The sequence below is a fragment of the Microbacterium sp. JZ31 genome (assembly GCF_016805985.1).
Classification (GTDB): Bacteria; Actinomycetota; Actinomycetes; order Actinomycetales; family Microbacteriaceae; genus Microbacterium.
Window position 1 is genome coordinate 470086 of sequence record NZ_CP017661.1, and the last position, 16332, is coordinate 486417.

Here is a 16332-nt window from a genome sequence, read left to right on the forward strand (position 1 = left end):
CGTCGGGGGTCAGTGGTCTGCCAGATAGGCGTTCATGGTGCGCCAGCGGTGCTGTCGCGCGGCCATCTCGATCTCGAGCGGGTCGGCCCCCGAGCGGATGAGCTCGAGGATCTCCGCGTGCTCGCGCACCGACTCGTGCGCGCGGCCGGGCACGTACGCGAAGGTCGAGTCGATCAGCCCGTGCAGGCGGGTCCAGCCGCGGTGCACGAGGTCGAGGATGTGCGGATTGGGGCACGGCTCGTACAGCACCGAGTGGAACTCTCGGTTGAGCCGCGTGAACGCGATCGGATCGAAGTCGTCGAGCAGCGCGACGAGCCGCGTGTTCACGGCCGCGGCGCGATCGAGGTCCGCGCCGCCGAGCAGGGGAGCGGACAGCGCCGTCGCGACGCCCTCGACGACGCCGAGCGTCTGCATCGAGTGCGCGTACTCGGCGCGGTCGACCAGTGCCACCCGGGCGCCGACGTTGCGCTCGAACTCGACGAGACCCTCGGCCTCCAGGCGGCGGATCGCCTCGCGCACCGGCACGACGCTCATGCCGAGCGCGTCCGCGATCGGGCCCAGCACCAGGCGGTAGCCGGGGCCGTACTCGCGCTGCGAGATCCGCTGCCGGATCCAGTCGTACGCGCGCTGCGACTTGCTCGCGCTCTCGACGGTCGTCATCCGGCCGCGCCCTGGGTATCGGGGGCGTCCGCGCCGCGGGTTTCCGCGCTGCGGGTCTCGGCCTCATAGCGGGCCCGCCACTCGGCATTCAGGGGGAACAGGCCGTCGACCGGATGACCGGCCGCGACCTGGGTCGCGATCCAGGCGTCCTCGGCCTCCTGCGCGAGCGTCGCGTCGGCGACCTCCTCCGCCAGGTCCGGCGGGATCACGATCACGCCGTCGTCGTCGCCCACGATGATGTCGCCCGGCTGCACCGTGACGCCGCCGCACGCGATCGTGACGTCGTGCTCCCACGGCACGTGATAGCGGCCGAGCACCGCCGGATGGCCGCCCTGCGAGAACACCGGGATGTCGAACGAAGCCACCTGGGCGTAGTCGCGCACGCCGCCGTCGGTCACGATGCCGGCGGCTCCCCGTGCCTGCGCGCGCAGGGCGAGGATGTCGCCGAGCGTTCCGGAGCCGGCGTTGCCGCGCGCCCCGATCACGATGACCTCGCCCGGCTCGACCGCGTCGAACGCGCGCTTCTGCGCGTTGTAGCCGCCGCCGTGCTTCTGGAAGAGGTCCTCGCGCAGCGGCACGAAGCGCAGGGTCTTGGCGGTGCCGACGAGCTTCGCGCCGGGGGTGTCCGACTTCGGGCCGTCGAGGAAGATCGACCGGATGCCGCGCTGCCGCAGCGCCTGCGACAGGCCCGCGACGGGGGCCTCGAGCAGCTTGGCGCGCAGCGCGTCGGTCAGGACGGGACCGGGCTCGGGCGGGAGGCCGGCGGCGGTGCGGTCGCCCCACGCCTCCTCGCGCTGCAGGTCGTTCACGGACGGCAGCGAGCCGAGCTCCGGGTCGAACTCTCCGGCCCCCTCGACCACGCGGGTGACGAGACGGCCGCTGGACGGCGCGCCGGGGGCATCCGGGGCGTCCACCTCGACCTCGATCACGTCGCCCGGCACCGCGACCGAGGAGCCCGCGGGCGTGCCGGTCAGGATGACGTCGCCGACCTCGAGCGTGAAGTGCTGCGACAGGTCGGCGACGAACTGGGCGAGCGGGAAGATCAGGTGGCCCGCGGACGTGGTGTCGTCCTGCACGAGCTCGCCGTTGCGCCACGTGCGCACCCGCAGCGCCTCCGGGTCGACCCCGCGGGCGTCGATCAGCTGCGGGCCGAGCGGCGTGTAGCCGTCGCGGCCCTTGTTGCGCACGTTCGAGCCCTTGTCGTTGGCGCGCAGGTCGTACAGGCCCCAGTCGTTCGAGGCGGTGACCCAGCCGACGTGGTCCCACGCCTGCGCGAGCGGCACGTTGCGCGCCGCGGTGCCGATCACGAGCGCGATCTCGCCCTCGTACGCCAGCAGCTCGGTGCCCGCGGGGCGTTCGATCTCAGAGCCCGTCGCCGCGACCGAGCTCGCAGGCTTGAAGAAGTAGGAGGGAGCCGCGGGCCGGCGCCCGCGCTGGGCGGCGCGGGACTCGTACGCGAGGTGCACCGCGATGATCTTGCCCGGCACGGCGGGCAGGGCCGCGAATCGGGGATCGGTCGCCAGATGGGTCACACCGAGCTCCTTTGCTCTCGTCCGGCTCCGCGGGTCCGGAGCGTCGTATCTGAAATAATATACGATCCGGATGGGGTGTCAAGGGGTGGTTCGGTGGGCGCCTCGCCGGGATCGCGGAGTTCGCGCGCATCGCGGAGTCGCGAGCGCTGGCGCATCCGGGTTCCTGGCGAACACCGGGTTCCTGGCGGACTTCGGGATCGTGGCCGCAAGCCGAGGAAAGGAGTATTGGTCGTCGCCGTAATCGGGGAGGTCTGCACGCCGGCGATCCGGGGTCAGGCGAGGTGATGGCCTTGTGCGACCGCGCCGAGGATCAGGTCCTGCACGGTCGCCCAGTCGTTCAGCAGTTGCCAGTGCCCGATGCGGATGACGGTGTAGCCCATGAGGCGCAGTCGCGCGTCGTGCTCGTTGTCACGCAGGCGCTGCGCGTCGACGTGATGCCCGCCGTCGATCTGGATGATGAGCCGGTCGCCGATGAGGAGATCCACCGGATGCCCCGCGATGTAGGTCTGGCGATGCATGGGAAGTCGGAGCCACCTGAGCCGGTCGAACACGATCGTCTCGCCGCCCGCGTCCGCATAGGGATGCACGTCGAGCAGCAGATCGCGCAGCGTCCTGGCGAGGGGGAGGCGGCGGAGCGCATCGAGGTTCACGAGCTGCTTGCGGACCGCGGACTCCCAGGCCGCGAGCGCCGCCTCCCTCGGCTGACAGGCGCTCAGGATGACGAGAGCGTTGATGAGCGGATCCTCGAGGGCGTCCGGGATTCGGGGGATGACCGGTCGAGCCCAGTGCACGTGCGCCGACGTCGCGCGCGGAAGCCGGTGGTGCGGCGACGCTCCGACGTGCCGCTCGCGTTCCTCGAGGGTCCAGAGGCCGTGGCGACGTGCCGCGGTCACGCACGTGAGCACGACGCCGAGCTCGGCGGCCAGGCGCAGCTCCACATCCGCGGTGGGCAGCGCGACCCAGCCTCCCTTGGGCTGGAGGAGGGCGCCCCGCGCCAGCTCCTTCCGCACGGCATGCCGGCTCACTCCCGCGGCGAGCAGCGTGCGCATCCGCACCACACCGCCTCGCGACGCCACATCCTGCACAAGGTCCACGAAACGACCCTGCCGCGTGGGCGATCCCGCATCGTCGCTGTCCACAGCTCCGCGTGAGGTCCGGAGTGTTTCCGTGGCTGTGGACGAGGGGCGGAATCCTGCCTGTCCGAGCGGCTGCGCCGGAAATCCGGAGACCGCCCGAATCCCGGAGGCGAACGGCGCGGATGATCCGTGATGTGGGTGGACTCCGGGATCCGGGGGATTCCGCGAACCCGGCGCCCTCGCCAAAGATCCGGAGTTCGCCAGGATCCCGGATCTGAAGGGCGCGGATGATCCGCGGTTCGGGTGAACGCCGGGATCCGGGCGGACTTGAGGGCGCGGGACATGCGGATTGGGAACGGACTCCGCAGAGCTGAGCGCCCTCGCCAGAGATTCGGAGATCACCAGGATCTCGGAGGCGACGCGCGCGGACGATCCGGGATTCGGGCGGACTCCGGGATCCAGGCGAGCAGCAAGACGCGGACGGGGCGAGGCCCCGGGTCGGGCGGGATCAGGTGGGCTGCGGGCCGAGGCCGCGGGCGATCGCGGCCGTGGCTGCGAGCCAGGCGCGCTGCGTCGCCGGACGGAGCGCGCTGAAGTGCAGGTAGCCGCCGGCCATCGCGGGGTCGTAGGGGATCGCGGCCACCTCCCGCGAGAGGGCGCGGTAGCCGTCCACGACGCTCTGGACCTCTGCGGCGCTCGCGTGCGGATCCGCCTGGCTCACGACCGCGACCGACTGCCGGACCAGCCTCGCCGAGCGCTCGTCGCGATCGGTCAGGGCCTCGAGCAGCAGCGCGCCGGCCTCGGCATGCTCGGCCCGCGTCGTCGTGGCGATCACGATCTGGTCGGCGAGGTCGATCATCCGTCGCCACATGGGGTCGGACTCGTCGTTGCCGGAGTCCATGACGATGAGGCGGTAGTACTTGGCGGCGACGGAGTGGATCCGGTCGATGTCCTCCTTCTTGATGCGCTGCTCGTCGGCGAGCAGCATCGGGCGCGAGCGGAGGACGTCGTAGCGGTCCCGCGTCTGGTGGTGCACGAAGTGTGCGAGGTCGGCCGACTGCGCCTGCGCGGACAGCAGGCGATCCGTCTCGGGCAGCAGATCGTGCAGGCTCGCGTCGTGCGGCCCCTGCTCGGTGCGCCAGCCGAGCGTTCCGCGCGTCTGGTTGTTGTCCCACGCGAGGACGCCCGCGCCGCCGTAGCGCGCGAACACCGCGGAGGTCAGGATCGTCGTCGGGGTCTTGCCGCTGCCGCCCTTCGCGTTCACGATCGCGATCGTGCGGGGGCCGGGCCAATGCTGCGAGACCGTGGACATGTCCGCGCGCTCCGCGCGCTCCTCGGCGCTCGGCGGCACCCGCACGCCCGCCCGCACGAGGAAGCCGCGCCAGCCGCGCTCGGCGGGCTCCTCCGCGTGCTCGGGCGTCAGGAACGAGCGACGTCCGTCGGGCGGCGACTCCCTGCGGGTGCGCACCGGCCGCTCGCTGCGCCGGCGCCCATCGCCCTCCCCGCGCTGCCGCACGGGTGCCTCGGTCCGTGTCGCACGGAGGTCGGACGATTCGCCAGGCGCCTGCAGCGAGGCGAAGACGTCGATGGGATCGGTGCCCGGGCTCGCGGCCGTGGTCGGCGCGGGCTGCGCCGATCGGGCCGGATCGGACGGGGCGGATCGGACCGACTCGGGTCCGGCGGATCGCGCGGGAGCGGGCGCCGACGGAGCGGCTGCCGACGGCGGTGAGCTCGGCGTCGCGGGAGCCGTCACCGGGTCGACCGACGCCGTGGCCTTGGGCGTGAAGGCGGCGGACATCGGCTGAGGCGCCGCCCCGACCGGGCGCGTGTCCGTCGACTCGCGCTGCCGGCGGCGCGTGGGCGGCTCGGGGCTCGGGTCGTCCACGACGTCGCTGTCGTCGTCCGCGTCGTCGTACGCGATGTCCGCGAGCGTCGCGAGAGGCGTGCCGGGGCGTGGTGGTGCCGGATCCGGCGATGGCGCAGCCTCCGCCGCGCTCGGGTCCTCGCTGTCCGCTGAGCCCTCCGCTGCGTCGTCCACTGCTTCCTCAGCCGCGTCTTCCGCAGCCTCCTGCACGGTGTCCGGGACCGCAAGGGGCGTCAGCCGGGCGTCTTCGTCGGGCTCGACGTTCCCGTCGGCATGCACGATCAGCGGCCAGGACCCATCGGGCTCCGTGACGCGCAGGCGCACGGCCTCGCCGCGCTCCTGCGCCGCGGCGATCGCGTGCATCATGATCGCGTGGCGTCCGTCCTCGACGCTCGAGGTGTCGAACTCGGTCCGATCGGCGCCGGCCGCGATCGCGGCGGATCCGTCCTCCTTCACGATCGCCACGAGCATCGCTGTCTCGGAAGCGGGCATCGTCACTCCTCCCGTCGGGGGAGCCCAGGTCAGGGCGGAATCCCGCAATCCCACCCCAGCGAGGGGGATCGGGTCAACCCCCTGGAAGTCGCAGGGCTTTTCGGGGATGGAGGCGCCTCGATCCTGCACGATACGAAAGATCGGGAATTCTTGTGCCCGCTGTGCGAGGAAATCGACCGGATCTGCTTCGTACGCTCGAAGGGCAGCAGCGTCGGCGCGATCCGCCGGCCATCGACGAAGGAGTGATGAGCGAGCGTGAGCGAGAAGTTCGAGGCGCACAGCATTGAGCAGCACCGGGCGGAGTGGGTCGCCCGCGAGGAGCTGGCCGAGCGGATGATCCCGCTGATCGGGCGGCTGTATCGCACGCACGGCATCGTGCCGTCCATCCACGGGCGCCGGCTCATCAACCGCTCGCCGATCGAGATCGTCAAGGCGCATCGCTTCGCACGCCTGCACGGCGACGACGTGCTGAACCCCGTCAAGACGCTCGCGGTGCTCGAGTCGATCGACCGGATCGGCCCCGGCGCGTCGTCGATCGACGTCGCGCGCCTCGTCTCCCGCTACGACGAGCGCGGCGGCTCGTACGAGCAGGCGGACATCGACGCATTCCTCCGCGAGGAGCTCGCCGAGGTCATCGACGCCGAGACGCCGCAGCCGACCGATGTCGTGCTCTACGGGTTCGGGCGCATCGGGCGTCTGCTCGCGCGCATCCTGCTCGCGCACGCGGGCAACGGATCCGGTCTGCGCCTGCGCGCGATCGTCGTCCGCCGGGGCGGCGACTCCGACCTGAAGAAGCGCGCGAGCCTGCTGCGCCGCGACTCGGTGCACGGGCCCTTCGCCGGCTCGATCGAGATCGACGAGGAGAACGAGACGATCCTCGCGAACGGCACGCTGATCCAGATCATCTACTCGGACGACCCGGCCAGCGTCGACTACGAGCAGTACGGGATCCGCGACGCGATCGTCGTCGACAACACGGGCCGCTGGCGCGACGAGGCGGGGCTGTCGCAGCACCTGCGCTCGAAGGGGGTCGCCCGCGTGCTGCTCACCGCCCCTGGCAAGGGTGCGCTGAAGAACATCGTGTACGGCGTGAACGGCGACGACATCCAGGCGGACGACCAAATCGTCTCGGCCGCGTCGTGCACAACGAACGCGATCACGCCCGTGCTCGGCGTCATCGACGGCTCGTACGGCGTCGTGCGCGGCCACGTCGAGACGGTCCACTCCTTCACGAACGACCAGAACCTGATCGACAACTTCCACAAGGGCGACCGGCGCGGCCGATCCGCCGTGCTGAACATGGTGATCACGGAGACCGGCGCCGCCAAGGCCGTCGCCAAGGCGCTGCCGCAGCTCGCGGGCAAGCTGTCGGGAAGCGCGATCCGCGTGCCCACCCCCGATGTGTCCCTCGCGATCCTGAACCTTCAGCTTGGCCGCCCCACGACGAAGGACGAGCTGAACGGCTTCCTGCGTCAGGTGTCGCTGACGTCGCCGCTGCGCCAGCAGGTCGACTACATCGAGTCCCCCGAAGTGGTCTCGACGGACTTCGTCGGCAACAACAAGGCCGGCATCGTCGACGGGCTCGCCACGATCGTGGACGACGAGAACGTCGTGCTCTACGTCTGGTACGACAACGAGTACGGCTACTCGTGCCAGGTCGTGCGCGTGCTCGAGAAGATGGCGGGCGCGCACCCGCGCGTGCTGCCGGAGCGCGAGCCGGTGATCGCGGACGCCGTCGCGTCGCAGCCGGCCGATCCGATCTCCGACGCGCCGGAGCGCGTCCCCGCCGGCGTCTGAGCCTCGGTCGACGTCGCCGCGCCGACTACCCTGGAGAGGGGCGGATCACCCGGTCCGCTCCGTCCGGGATCGTGCCGATGACAGGTCGGACGACGCCGGATCGCCGATGGCCGGATCGCTGATCGCCGACGGCCGGATCGCTGAGGGGAGGTGCCATGGGACGCAACGCCGATGCTGTCGACGAGGGCGTGGCCATCGCACTCGCTGCAGCGCGGCTGTCGGTGAAGAACGCGATCCTGGTGAGCACCATCTCGCTGGGCGAGTCGTTCGATCCGCAGCACTTCACGGGCACGGCGCGCGATGCGCTCATCGCGCTCGCGGACGAGCAGGATGCCGCGTCCGACGCGATGTCCCGCGCGCGCAAGGCGGCCTGGGGTCGGCACACCCAGCCGCACGGGACGCACGACTACCGCGATCGGGACGTGCGCAACCTGCGACGCCGCGCGAAGCAGTACGCGGGCGTGGCGAAGGCGCTGCGCGCGCTGGCGGAGGATTCCGAGCAGCTGCGCGACCTTGTGGAGCGTGCGCGCGGGGCTGCGTGGCAGGACGTGGAGACCAACCTGCAGGGCCGCCTGCGGGTCGAGGCGATGCGTCCCGAGCAGGACCCGGACTACGAGAAGATGCGCGATGCGCGCATGCAGGCGCTGCGACTCGTCGACCTGCAGAAGCTGTCGGCGCAGGCCCGCCGCAAGCGCAAGGCGGCGGCCGGCGAGACGACCGGCGCGCCGTCCTGATCCGACGCGCCCGGGCGTGCTCGCGTAGCCGCCCCGATTCGCGACCATGCTCGGCGATGATGTACAGTAGACGGGTTGCCACGGCAACGGTGAGGATCCCCGGATCCGCGCATGAGCGCCCGTAGCTCAATGGATAGAGCATCTGACTACGGATCAGAAGGTTAGGGGTTCGAGTCCCTTCGGGCGCACACTGTGTTGAGACAGTGACGAAAAGGCCTCCGCTTCGGCGGAGGCCTTTTCTGCTTCCCCGGCCGGCTCGGCGGTGACGGAATGTCGCCCATGCCCGCGCTGTTCGCGTCCGACAGAGTCGCAACGCCCCGCCGTCGGGAGTCGCGCGGAGGCGGGCGGCAGAGCCTGGTGCGCACGCGCGCACCGCCCACCGGAGGAGAACCACGTGGCGTGGAGCACTCGCGAGCTGGCCCTGCTCGCCGGAACGACCGTGAACACCATCCGCCACTACCACCGGCTCGGGTTGCTGGATGTGCCGGACCGCGAGGACAACGGGTACAAGCAGTACTCGGTGAGCCACCTCGTGCGGCTGCTGCGGATCCGGCGGCTGGCCGATCTCGGTGTGCCGCTCGCGCAGATCGGCGCGGTCGAGGCCGGTGGCGAGCCGACGCTCGCGGCCCTGCGCGACCTCGACGCCGACCTCGCCGCGAGCATCGACCGCCTGCAGAAGGCGCGCGCCGACATCGCGGCGATCCTGCGCGAGCGCGCACCCGCCGACGTGCCCGCGGGCTTCGAGTCGGTGGCGATGCGCCTGTCGCAGTCGGACACCTCGATGATCCACATCTACTCGCAGCTGTACGACCAGGCGGCTCTCGACGACGTGCGGGAGATGGTCGAGCAGTACCCCGCGGATGTCGAGCGGGAGTTCGAGGAGCTCCCGGAGGACGCGGACGAGGCGACGCGCGAGAACCTGGCGGAGAGGCTGGCTCCCGACCTCGCGCAGAGCCTGCGCGACTACCCGTGGCTGAAAGACCCGGTGGCGCGTCTGAAGAAGAGCCCGCTGGCCACGGCGGAGACCTTCGTGGAGGCCGTCGTCGAGCTCTACCGGCCCGCTCAGCTGCAGGTCCTCTATCGCGCCAGCATGATCGCCCACCGGATGCTCGAGGCGGCGGACGCGGCGGGCGACGAGGCCGCTTCCGAGCCTTCCGGCGCCGCCGGAGCTCCCAGCGCTTGACCATGTTCTGAGAACACGCCCTCTACTGGGATCGGGTCGAAAGTCGACGCCATCTCACAGTGAGGAATCCCATCGTGAACCCCTTCGGGGATCTCGTCATCCACTTCCAGGAGCTCGTGGCCCGAGTGCCGGAGCTCGTCCAGCCCCTCATCGTGACGGTCGCCGCCGCGATTCCGTTCATCGAAGCGGAGGGAGCCGCGATGATCGGGGTCATCGGCGGCGTGAACCCCTTCGTCGCGGGCATCGCGGCCGCGATCGGCAACTTCCTGGCCGTGCTCGTCGTCGTCGCGGTGAGCTCCCGGGCCCGCGCCGCCGCTATGCGCCGGCGAGGATCGCGCAGCACCGCCGTCGCCGAGGGGGCGGGCGGCGTCGCGACCCTGACGGCCGTGGAGGTCGCCCCCGCCAAGCCCGAGTCGAAGGGACGTGCCCGCTTCAAGAAGTGGCTCGTCCGGTTCGGCGTCCCGGGCGCGAGCATCCTCGGCCCGCTCGCGATCCCGACGCACTTCACATCCGCGATCCTGATCGCGTCCGGCACGGCGCGCGGCTGGGTGCTGCTGTGGCAGGGCGTCGCGATCGTCCTGTGGACGACCGTCACCACGGTGTCCGGATGGCTCGCCCTCCACTTCCTGATCCTCGCGTGATCCTCCCGAACTCGAAGGAGACAGCATGAACGATCGAACCGGACGATCCACGGCCGACGAGCCCGAGACGGGCGGCGACGGCGCGGGCCTCGGCGCCCCGACCCTCGCCGAGGACCTGCTGCTGCTCCTGTTCCAGCCCCATTCCGGGGCAGAGCGGAGCAGCGGCAGCATCGCGGGGGAGAACATCCTCTTCTACGCGCTCGGCGGTGCCGTGCTCGCCGACCTCGCGCTCGGGGAGCACATCCGCACGGCGGAGGGCCGCGGCGGGGCGGTGACCGTCGAGGCGATCGAGGGGCGTCGGCCGGCCGATCCTCTGCTCGGCGCCGCCTGGGATCACATCGCGGAGAAGCCCCGCGGCGTCCAGGCGGTGCTCGCCGCGGTCGGTCCGACGCTGCGCGGGCCGGTGCTGGATCGGCTCGTCGACCGCGGCGACATCCGGCGCGGAACCCGCAGGGTGCTGGGGCTGTTCGACGCCGCCGTCCTCGAGGACGGCGGAAGCGGCCGGCGGACAGAGCTCGTCGGCGACGTGCGCGGGGTGCTGGTCGATGGCACCGAGCCGTCGCCCCGGACCGCGGCGCTCGCCGCGCTGCTGTACGGCAGCGGCACGCTGCCGCAGTTCCATCCGGCGATCCCGTGGACGTCGCCGGTGATCGCGCGCGCGGAAGAGCTCAAGCGGGGCAACTGGGGTGCCGGAGCCGCCGCCGAGGCCGTGGCGCGCACGATGACCGCCACCCATCGTGAACAACGTCATCGCCGCGGCCGCCGTGCTGCCGCGCACATGACGGGAAGGGCCGATCGATGACATCTCCGCTCGCTTCCGTCGCTTCAGCCGCGCGCGATCCGCTCTGGCGCCGTCCGTTCCGGGTGATCCGCGAGAACCGGCGCGCGTACCTGATCCTGAACGCCGCAGCCTACGGGCTCGCACTCGTCGGGTTCGTGCTCGGGGTCGCCTTCCCCGACCTCAACGCGGCCCGGGCGGCGTCCCTGGAGCAGGACGGCACGGGTGAGCTCGTGCGGTGGCTCGTGAGCGTCCCGCCGCTGTTCGCGCTCACCATCCTCGGGGTCAACGTCTTCCGGCTCGGGCTGCTGACGATCGTGCTGCCGTCCCTCGTCGTACCCTTCGCCGGCCTCGCGCTGTTCGGCTACTGGGCCGTCGAGACCGGCATCACGATCGCACCCGCCTCGCCGCAGGGCTGGGTGGCGCTCATCCCGCACGCGCTGACCTTCGTGATCGAGCTCCAGGCGTACGTGCTGCTGCTGCTCGGCGCGTATCTCCTCGGAAGGAACTGGCTGTGGCCCCGCAGCGTCGGCGCGGCGAACCGGCGGCAGGGCTACGTCCAGGGGCTGCGACGGCTCGGCCTCCTGGCGCTGCCGGCTCTCGCGCTGCTCGTCGTCGGCGCGCTGTGGGAGGCGTACTCGCTGCGCTACCTCGTGCACCCGCTCACCCAGCTGCTGCTCTGACGGCGCCGGCCGGGAGTCGAGGGCCGTTCGCTCACAGCGAACGGTCCTCTCAGCCTGTGGGACGCTCGCGGCGCAGCTTCTGCGTCAGGTCGCGCAGCTGGCGCAGCTCATCCTCGGAGAGCACCGACATCCGCTCGGCGATCGAGCGGCCGTGCTCCGTGGCGATCGAGCGGAACGCGCGCGCGCCCCTGTCGGTCGCGGTGACGAGCGCTCCGCGGCCGTCCGTCGGGTCCGAGCACTTCGTGACGAGACCGCGCGCGACCATCCGGTCGACGAGGCGGGAGACGCTGGGCTGGCTGATGAGCATGTTCGCGGTGACGTCGCGCAGCCGGGCCGACATCTCCGGCGCGCGCGTGACGGTCAGCAGCACGTCGTACTCGGGCTGCGTCAGCTCGGTGTCGGTGAAGTCGGACGCGACCTCGCCGAAGATCTCGTGCTGCGCACGGAAGAGGCTCTCCCACGCCTCCACAGCGAGCCTTCGATCAGCCATGAGCCAAGCGTATCGGCGCGGTTCCCCCCTAGCGTGGTGGCCATGAGGCGATTGTTGATCGGGTTGATCCTGGCGCTCGCGGCGGCGATCGCGATTCCGATGCCGGCGGCGGCCGACGAGGAGGACCTGCAGGACTTCACGTTCGACAGCCTCACCGCGCAGATCGAGCTGACGCGTGACGCCGACGGCGTCGCCCGTGCCCGGATCACGGAGACGTTCGTCGCGGTGTTCCCGGAGCAGGATCAGAACCGCGGCATGCAGCGCCGGATCCCGCAGGACGACGACTGGACGCCGCTGCGCCCGACGCTCGAATCCGTGACGGACGAGCGAGGCGAGGAGCGTCCGGTCGAGACCGACTCGGACGACGGCTACCTCGTCGTGACGTCGGCCGTGCCGGAGGGGCAGTTCGCGCACGGTCGCCAGACCTACGTCTTCACCTACACGGTCGAGAACGTCGCGCGCCCCATGGACAACGGGCTCGAAGAGTTCTACTGGGACGTGCTCGGCGAGGAGTGGGCGCAGCCGTTCGGCGAGGTCGAGGCGACGGTCACGGTGGATCCCGCGCTCGCCGGGGAGCTGACGGGGGACGCGCGCGCGTACGCGGGCGACGCCGGCTCGACCGACGCCGAGATCCTTCGCGGGCAGGAACAGGCAGACGGATCCGTGCTCTTCGAGGCCCGCTACGCCGACGTGCGGCCGTTCCAGCCCGCGACCTTCGCGATCGGCTTTGAGCCGGGCACGTTCACGCCGTTCGACGCCTCGGTCGCCGCGTCGCCGGGCGCGCTGCTGCAGATCGGCGGCGGCGTGGCGGGCGCGATCGCACTCGGCTGGGCGGTCGTGATCCGGCGCCGGCGGCTGCAGGACGATCCCGGCCGCCCCGTCGTGATCGCGGAGTACGAGCCGCCGCGCGACGTCGATGCCGCAACGGCCGCGGCCATCCTGGGCCGGGCGACGAAGATCGTGCCGGCCGAGGTGCTCGAGCAGGCCGTGAGCGGCGCGCTGCGCATCGTCGAGTCGAAGGGCGCCTTCGGCACCGCGAAGTTCACCGCCGAGCTCGTCGACCCCGGGCGCACGGACGAGAACGGCCGGATCGTCCTGCAGGGGCTGTTCGGCGACGACCTGCGCGTGGGCGAGACGTTCGCGTTCGGCACGACCAGCGCGCGATTCTCGAGCGCGGCGCAGAGCCTCATCAGCTGGGCCGGCAAGCGCAACAAGGCGCTTCGCCGGGGGAGCGGGATCGCCGTCGGCATCGCACCGCTGCTGCTGTTCATCGCGGCCTTCGTCGTCATGATCGCGGGCGGGATCTGGGCGCTCGCGACGTACACGACACCGCTCGTGCCCATCCTGCTGCTCGTGTTCGCGCTGCTCGGCCTGTTCGCCGTGCTGGTGATCCTGGGGCGCAATCCGCTGACGAGCGAGGGCGCGGAGATCCGCGATCACCTGCTCGGGCTGAAGCAGTTCATCGACTGGGCCGAGGAGGACCGGATCCGGATGCTGCAGTCGCCGCACGGCGCGGAGCGTCGCACGATCGACGTGGACGACCCGCGGCAGATGCTCGTGCTGTACGAGCGGCTGCTGCCGTTCGCGGTCGTGTTCGGGCAGGAGCGGCAGTGGGCCGAGCGCCTCGCCGTGATGTACCCCGGCGAGGCGCCGGGCTGGTACGCCGGGACGGGCCCGCTCAACGCGGCCGCGTTCGCGTCGAGCGTCGGAGCGATGTCCTCCGCGACGAGCACGTCGAGCTCGTCGGGCGGCTCGACGGGCGGCGGTTCCGCGGGCGGCGGTGCCGGCGGAGGCGGCGGCGGGGGAGTGTGACGCGGCCGGCCCGGGCAGCGGCTCAGCGGCGCCGCGGGTGGCGGCTCAGCGGCGCCCGTCGCCCGGGCGCACGAGTCCCGAGTCGTACGCGAACACCACGGCATGCACGCGATCGCGCAGGCCGAGCTTCGACAGGATGCGGCTGACGTGGCTCTTCGTCGTCTGCTCCGACACGAACAGGCGCGCGGCGATCTCGGCGTTCGAGTGCCCCGCCGCGATGAGCGCGAACACCTCGCGCTCGCGATCGGTGAGCTCGGACAGCAGGTGCGACGGCGCCGCGCGCCGCTCGGGCGTGCCGACGAACTCCTCGATCAGCGCGCGCGTGACGCTCGGCGCCAGCAGCGCCTCGCCGCCGTGCACCGTGCGGACCGCGCCCACGAGCTCGTCCGGTGTCGCGTCCTTGAGGAGGAAGCCGCTCGCGCCCGCCCGCAGGGCCGCGAAGACGTAGTCGTCGATGTCGAACGTCGTCAGCATCAGGATCCGCGGGCGATGCGCCGACACCGGATCGCTCAGGATCGCACGCGTCGCCTCGATGCCGTTCGTCCCCGGCATGCGGACATCCATCAGCACGACGTCGGGCCGGAGGCTCCGCACGCGCGTCAGGGCGGAAGCGCCGTCCTCGGCCTCGCCCGCGACCTCGATGTCGGGCTGCGCGTTCAGGATCGACGTCAGCCCCACCCGGAACATCTGCTGGTCGTCGACGACGAGCACGCGGATCGTCACGCCACGGTCCCCGCGGGGTACGGCACGCGCGCCTCGACCGTGAAGGCGCCGGTCTCGTCCGCGCCGTGCGCGAGAGATCCTGAGACGGAGGACATGCGTTCCATCATGCCGCGCAGACCGTGGCCGCCGCCGTCGGCTGGGGCGACAAACCCGTCTCCGCGGCTGTTGCGGACGCGCAGGACGATCTCGCCCCGCACGAGCGCGAGCGCGACGGACACATCCGCGCCGGGCGCGTGCCGTACGGCGTTGCTCAGCGACTCCTGCGCGACGCGGTAGAGCGCGAGCTGCACGGGCGGCGGAGGCGGCGGATCAATCGCCTCGAGGTCCGCATCGATCGCGGTGCCCGCCGCGCGGGTCGCCTCGATCAGGGCGGGCAGCGCGGCGAGGCCCGGCTGCGGCGCCGTGAGGACGTCGCCCTCCTCGCGCAGCACGCCGAGCAGTCCGCGCATCTCCCGCAGCGCGCCGCGCGCCTGTTCGGCGATGCCGTCGAACTCGGCCGCGGCCTCGTCGTCCAGGCCGGCGAGGCGGAAGCGTGCGGAGGTCGCGCGCATGTGCACGAGCGACATGCTGTGCGCGACGACGTCATGCATCTCCCGTGCGATCCGCGAGCGCTCCGCCGCCCACGCGACGCGTTCGCGCTCGAGCTCGGTCGCGTGCCGGGCGGTGCGCACCTGGCGCAGCAGCAGCCCGACGATCCCGCCCGTGAGGGCCGCGAGTGCGGTGACGCCCGCGCCGACGATGAGGGAGTTGCCCGCGGAGGTGTCGCTGCGCTGCAGCGTCACGACGGCGGCGATCGCGAGGACGCTGATCATGGCGGCGCCCCACGTCAGCACCTGCAGCCGCCACTCGGCATGCAGCCCGAGCAGCACGAGCAACGCGCTGAGGGCGATCATGCTGATGACGCTCAGGGGCCACGGGGCCAGCTGCGGGGACGAGCCGAGCGCGATGCCGGCGAGCGAGATCACGTGCACCAGCGCGCCGAGCCACGGCGACAGCCCGGCGAGCAGGATGCTGCCGCCCTGCGCGATCCCGAGGATGAACGCGGCCGGCACCCACAGGCCGTGGACCGCGGCGTGCACCGGGATCCCCACCGCCGCGATCGCGACGGCCAGCGTCGCCCACGTCACCCAGTCCTGGAAGCCGAGCGGACGCGTCGGCGGGCTCCACAGCGCGCGCCGCCAGGTGGCGTTCACGCCGGCACCTCCTCGGTCTCGCACACGTCCGCGCGGTCGGGCGTCGTGACGCCCCGCCCGTCCGGACGACGGAGACGGCGGACCAGCCGCATCACGCCGTCCACCGCGACGCCGAGCACGATCGAGATCGCGGCGGCGGCGACGGCGGCCGCGATCGGGTTGTGGCCGAACCACGCCGAGGCGACCAGCGAGATGAGCAGGCAGACGATCGCCCAGCTGAGCGCCGCCACGGCGCTCAGCGGCGCGAACCGCCGGTACGGCATCCGCGTCGCGCCCGCCATCGTGTTCACCGCCACCCGTCCGACCGGCACGTAGCGTGCCGTGAGGATGAGCGTAGCCGGGCGGCGCTCGAGCTGCCGCGCCGCCCAGCCGAGCGTCCGGCGCACCGCGGGCCGGCGCATCCACGCGTATCTGTCAGTGCCGATCCTGCGCCCGATGAGGTACGCGAGGCTGTCGCCCGTGAACGCGCCGGCGGCGGCCGCGGCGATCACGACCGCGAGCGTGAGCGGGTCGGCGCCCGTCGACAGCGCCAGCGCACCGGCCGCCACGACGGAGGTCTCGCTCGGCACGGGCGGGAAGAAGCCGTCGATCACGCATGCCGCGAACACGACGAGCGGCATCAGCGGTGACGCGATGGCGTCGGTCAGCAGGGCGGTGATGGCGTCCATGGGGTC

At 72.1% G+C, this 16332-nt stretch carries 15 protein-coding genes and 1 tRNA gene; 8 read left to right on the top strand and 8 right to left on the bottom strand.

Features of this window, described 5'->3' with window-relative positions:
- Positions 1 to 9: 9 nt before the first annotated feature.
- From BJP60_RS02275 to BJP60_RS02290, 4 genes are all read right to left on the bottom strand, one after another.
- A complete protein-coding gene (locus BJP60_RS02275) occupies positions 10 to 660 on the bottom strand; it encodes a GntR family transcriptional regulator (protein ID WP_203137278.1) in 651 nt (216 codons plus the stop codon).
- Positions 657 to 2192: a fumarylacetoacetate hydrolase family protein gene (locus tag BJP60_RS02280; protein WP_203137280.1), complete on the bottom strand. Its 1536-nt coding sequence runs from the start codon at positions 2190 to 2192 to the stop codon at positions 657 to 659. The genes BJP60_RS02275 and BJP60_RS02280 overlap by 4 nt, the downstream gene beginning before the upstream one ends.
- Before the next feature lie 272 nt (positions 2193 to 2464).
- Complete coding sequence (locus tag BJP60_RS02285) at positions 2465 to 3286, bottom strand: endonuclease domain-containing protein (RefSeq protein WP_238439521.1); 822 nt, start codon at positions 3284 to 3286, stop codon at positions 2465 to 2467.
- A 490-nt stretch (positions 3287 to 3776) separates the two neighbouring features.
- Positions 3777 to 5624, bottom strand: a complete 1848-nt coding sequence (locus tag BJP60_RS02290; protein WP_238439522.1) for a MinD/ParA family ATP-binding protein — start codon at positions 5622 to 5624, stop codon at positions 3777 to 3779.
- 333 nt (positions 5625 to 5957) lie between these two features.
- On the opposite strand from BJP60_RS02290, the gene BJP60_RS02295 reads away from it, so the two are divergent.
- The 7 genes from BJP60_RS02295 (at position 5958) to BJP60_RS02325 (ending at position 11440) form a co-directional block, all read left to right on the top strand.
- A complete protein-coding gene (locus tag BJP60_RS02295) occupies positions 5958 to 7421 on the top strand; it encodes a glyceraldehyde-3-phosphate dehydrogenase (RefSeq protein ID WP_238439621.1) in 1464 nt (487 codons plus the stop codon).
- A gap of 155 nt (positions 7422 to 7576) precedes the next feature.
- Positions 7577 to 8155: an asparagine synthase gene (locus BJP60_RS02300; protein WP_203137284.1), complete on the top strand. Its 579-nt coding sequence runs from the start codon at positions 7577 to 7579 to the stop codon at positions 8153 to 8155.
- Between the two features lie 115 nt (positions 8156 to 8270).
- Positions 8271 to 8343, top strand: a tRNA-Arg gene (locus tag BJP60_RS02305).
- Positions 8344 to 8549: 206 nt separating this feature from the next.
- Entirely contained in the window at positions 8550 to 9338 is a 789-nt protein-coding gene (locus BJP60_RS02310; protein WP_203137286.1) for a helix-turn-helix domain-containing protein, read from the top strand.
- A 74-nt stretch (positions 9339 to 9412) separates the two neighbouring features.
- Complete coding sequence (locus tag BJP60_RS02315) at positions 9413 to 9979, top strand: small multidrug efflux protein (protein WP_336244360.1); 567 nt, start codon at positions 9413 to 9415, stop codon at positions 9977 to 9979.
- A gap of 25 nt (positions 9980 to 10004) precedes the next feature.
- Complete coding sequence (locus BJP60_RS02320; RefSeq protein ID WP_203137288.1) at positions 10005 to 10781, top strand: GOLPH3/VPS74 family protein; 777 nt, start codon at positions 10005 to 10007, stop codon at positions 10779 to 10781.
- On the top strand, positions 10778 to 11440 hold the full coding sequence (locus BJP60_RS02325; protein WP_203137290.1) for a hypothetical protein: 663 nt from the start codon (positions 10778 to 10780) through the stop codon (positions 11438 to 11440). The genes BJP60_RS02320 and BJP60_RS02325 overlap by 4 nt, the downstream gene beginning before the upstream one ends.
- Positions 11441 to 11489: 49 nt before the next feature.
- On the opposite strand, the gene BJP60_RS02330 is transcribed toward BJP60_RS02325, so the two are convergent.
- A complete protein-coding gene (locus tag BJP60_RS02330) occupies positions 11490 to 11930 on the bottom strand; it encodes a MarR family winged helix-turn-helix transcriptional regulator (protein WP_203137291.1) in 441 nt (146 codons plus the stop codon).
- 42 nt (positions 11931 to 11972) lie between these two features.
- Here BJP60_RS02330 and BJP60_RS02335 point away from each other — a divergent pair, with 42 nt between their 5' ends.
- Positions 11973 to 13742 (top strand): DUF2207 domain-containing protein, encoded by a 1770-nt coding sequence (locus tag BJP60_RS02335; RefSeq protein WP_238439523.1) that lies wholly within the window; start codon positions 11973 to 11975, stop codon positions 13740 to 13742.
- 45 nt (positions 13743 to 13787) lie between these two features.
- Here BJP60_RS02335 and BJP60_RS02340 read toward each other — a convergent pair whose 3' ends face one another.
- Genes BJP60_RS02340 through BJP60_RS02350 form a run of 3 tightly spaced genes read right to left on the bottom strand, consistent with a single transcriptional unit; the run spans position 13788 to position 16326 of the window.
- Positions 13788 to 14465 carry a response regulator gene (locus BJP60_RS02340; protein ID WP_203137292.1) on the bottom strand — a complete coding sequence of 226 codons (678 nt, stop codon included), beginning with the start codon at positions 14463 to 14465 and terminating at the stop codon, positions 13788 to 13790.
- Positions 14462 to 15658 (bottom strand): sensor histidine kinase, encoded by a 1197-nt coding sequence (locus BJP60_RS02345; protein WP_203137293.1) that lies wholly within the window; start codon positions 15656 to 15658, stop codon positions 14462 to 14464. The genes BJP60_RS02340 and BJP60_RS02345 overlap by 4 nt, the downstream gene beginning before the upstream one ends.
- On the bottom strand, positions 15655 to 16326 hold the full coding sequence (locus BJP60_RS02350) for a DedA family protein (protein ID WP_203137294.1): 672 nt from the start codon (positions 16324 to 16326) through the stop codon (positions 15655 to 15657). Before BJP60_RS02350 ends, BJP60_RS02345 begins: the two co-directional genes overlap by 4 nt.
- Positions 16327 to 16332 lie beyond the last annotated feature (6 nt).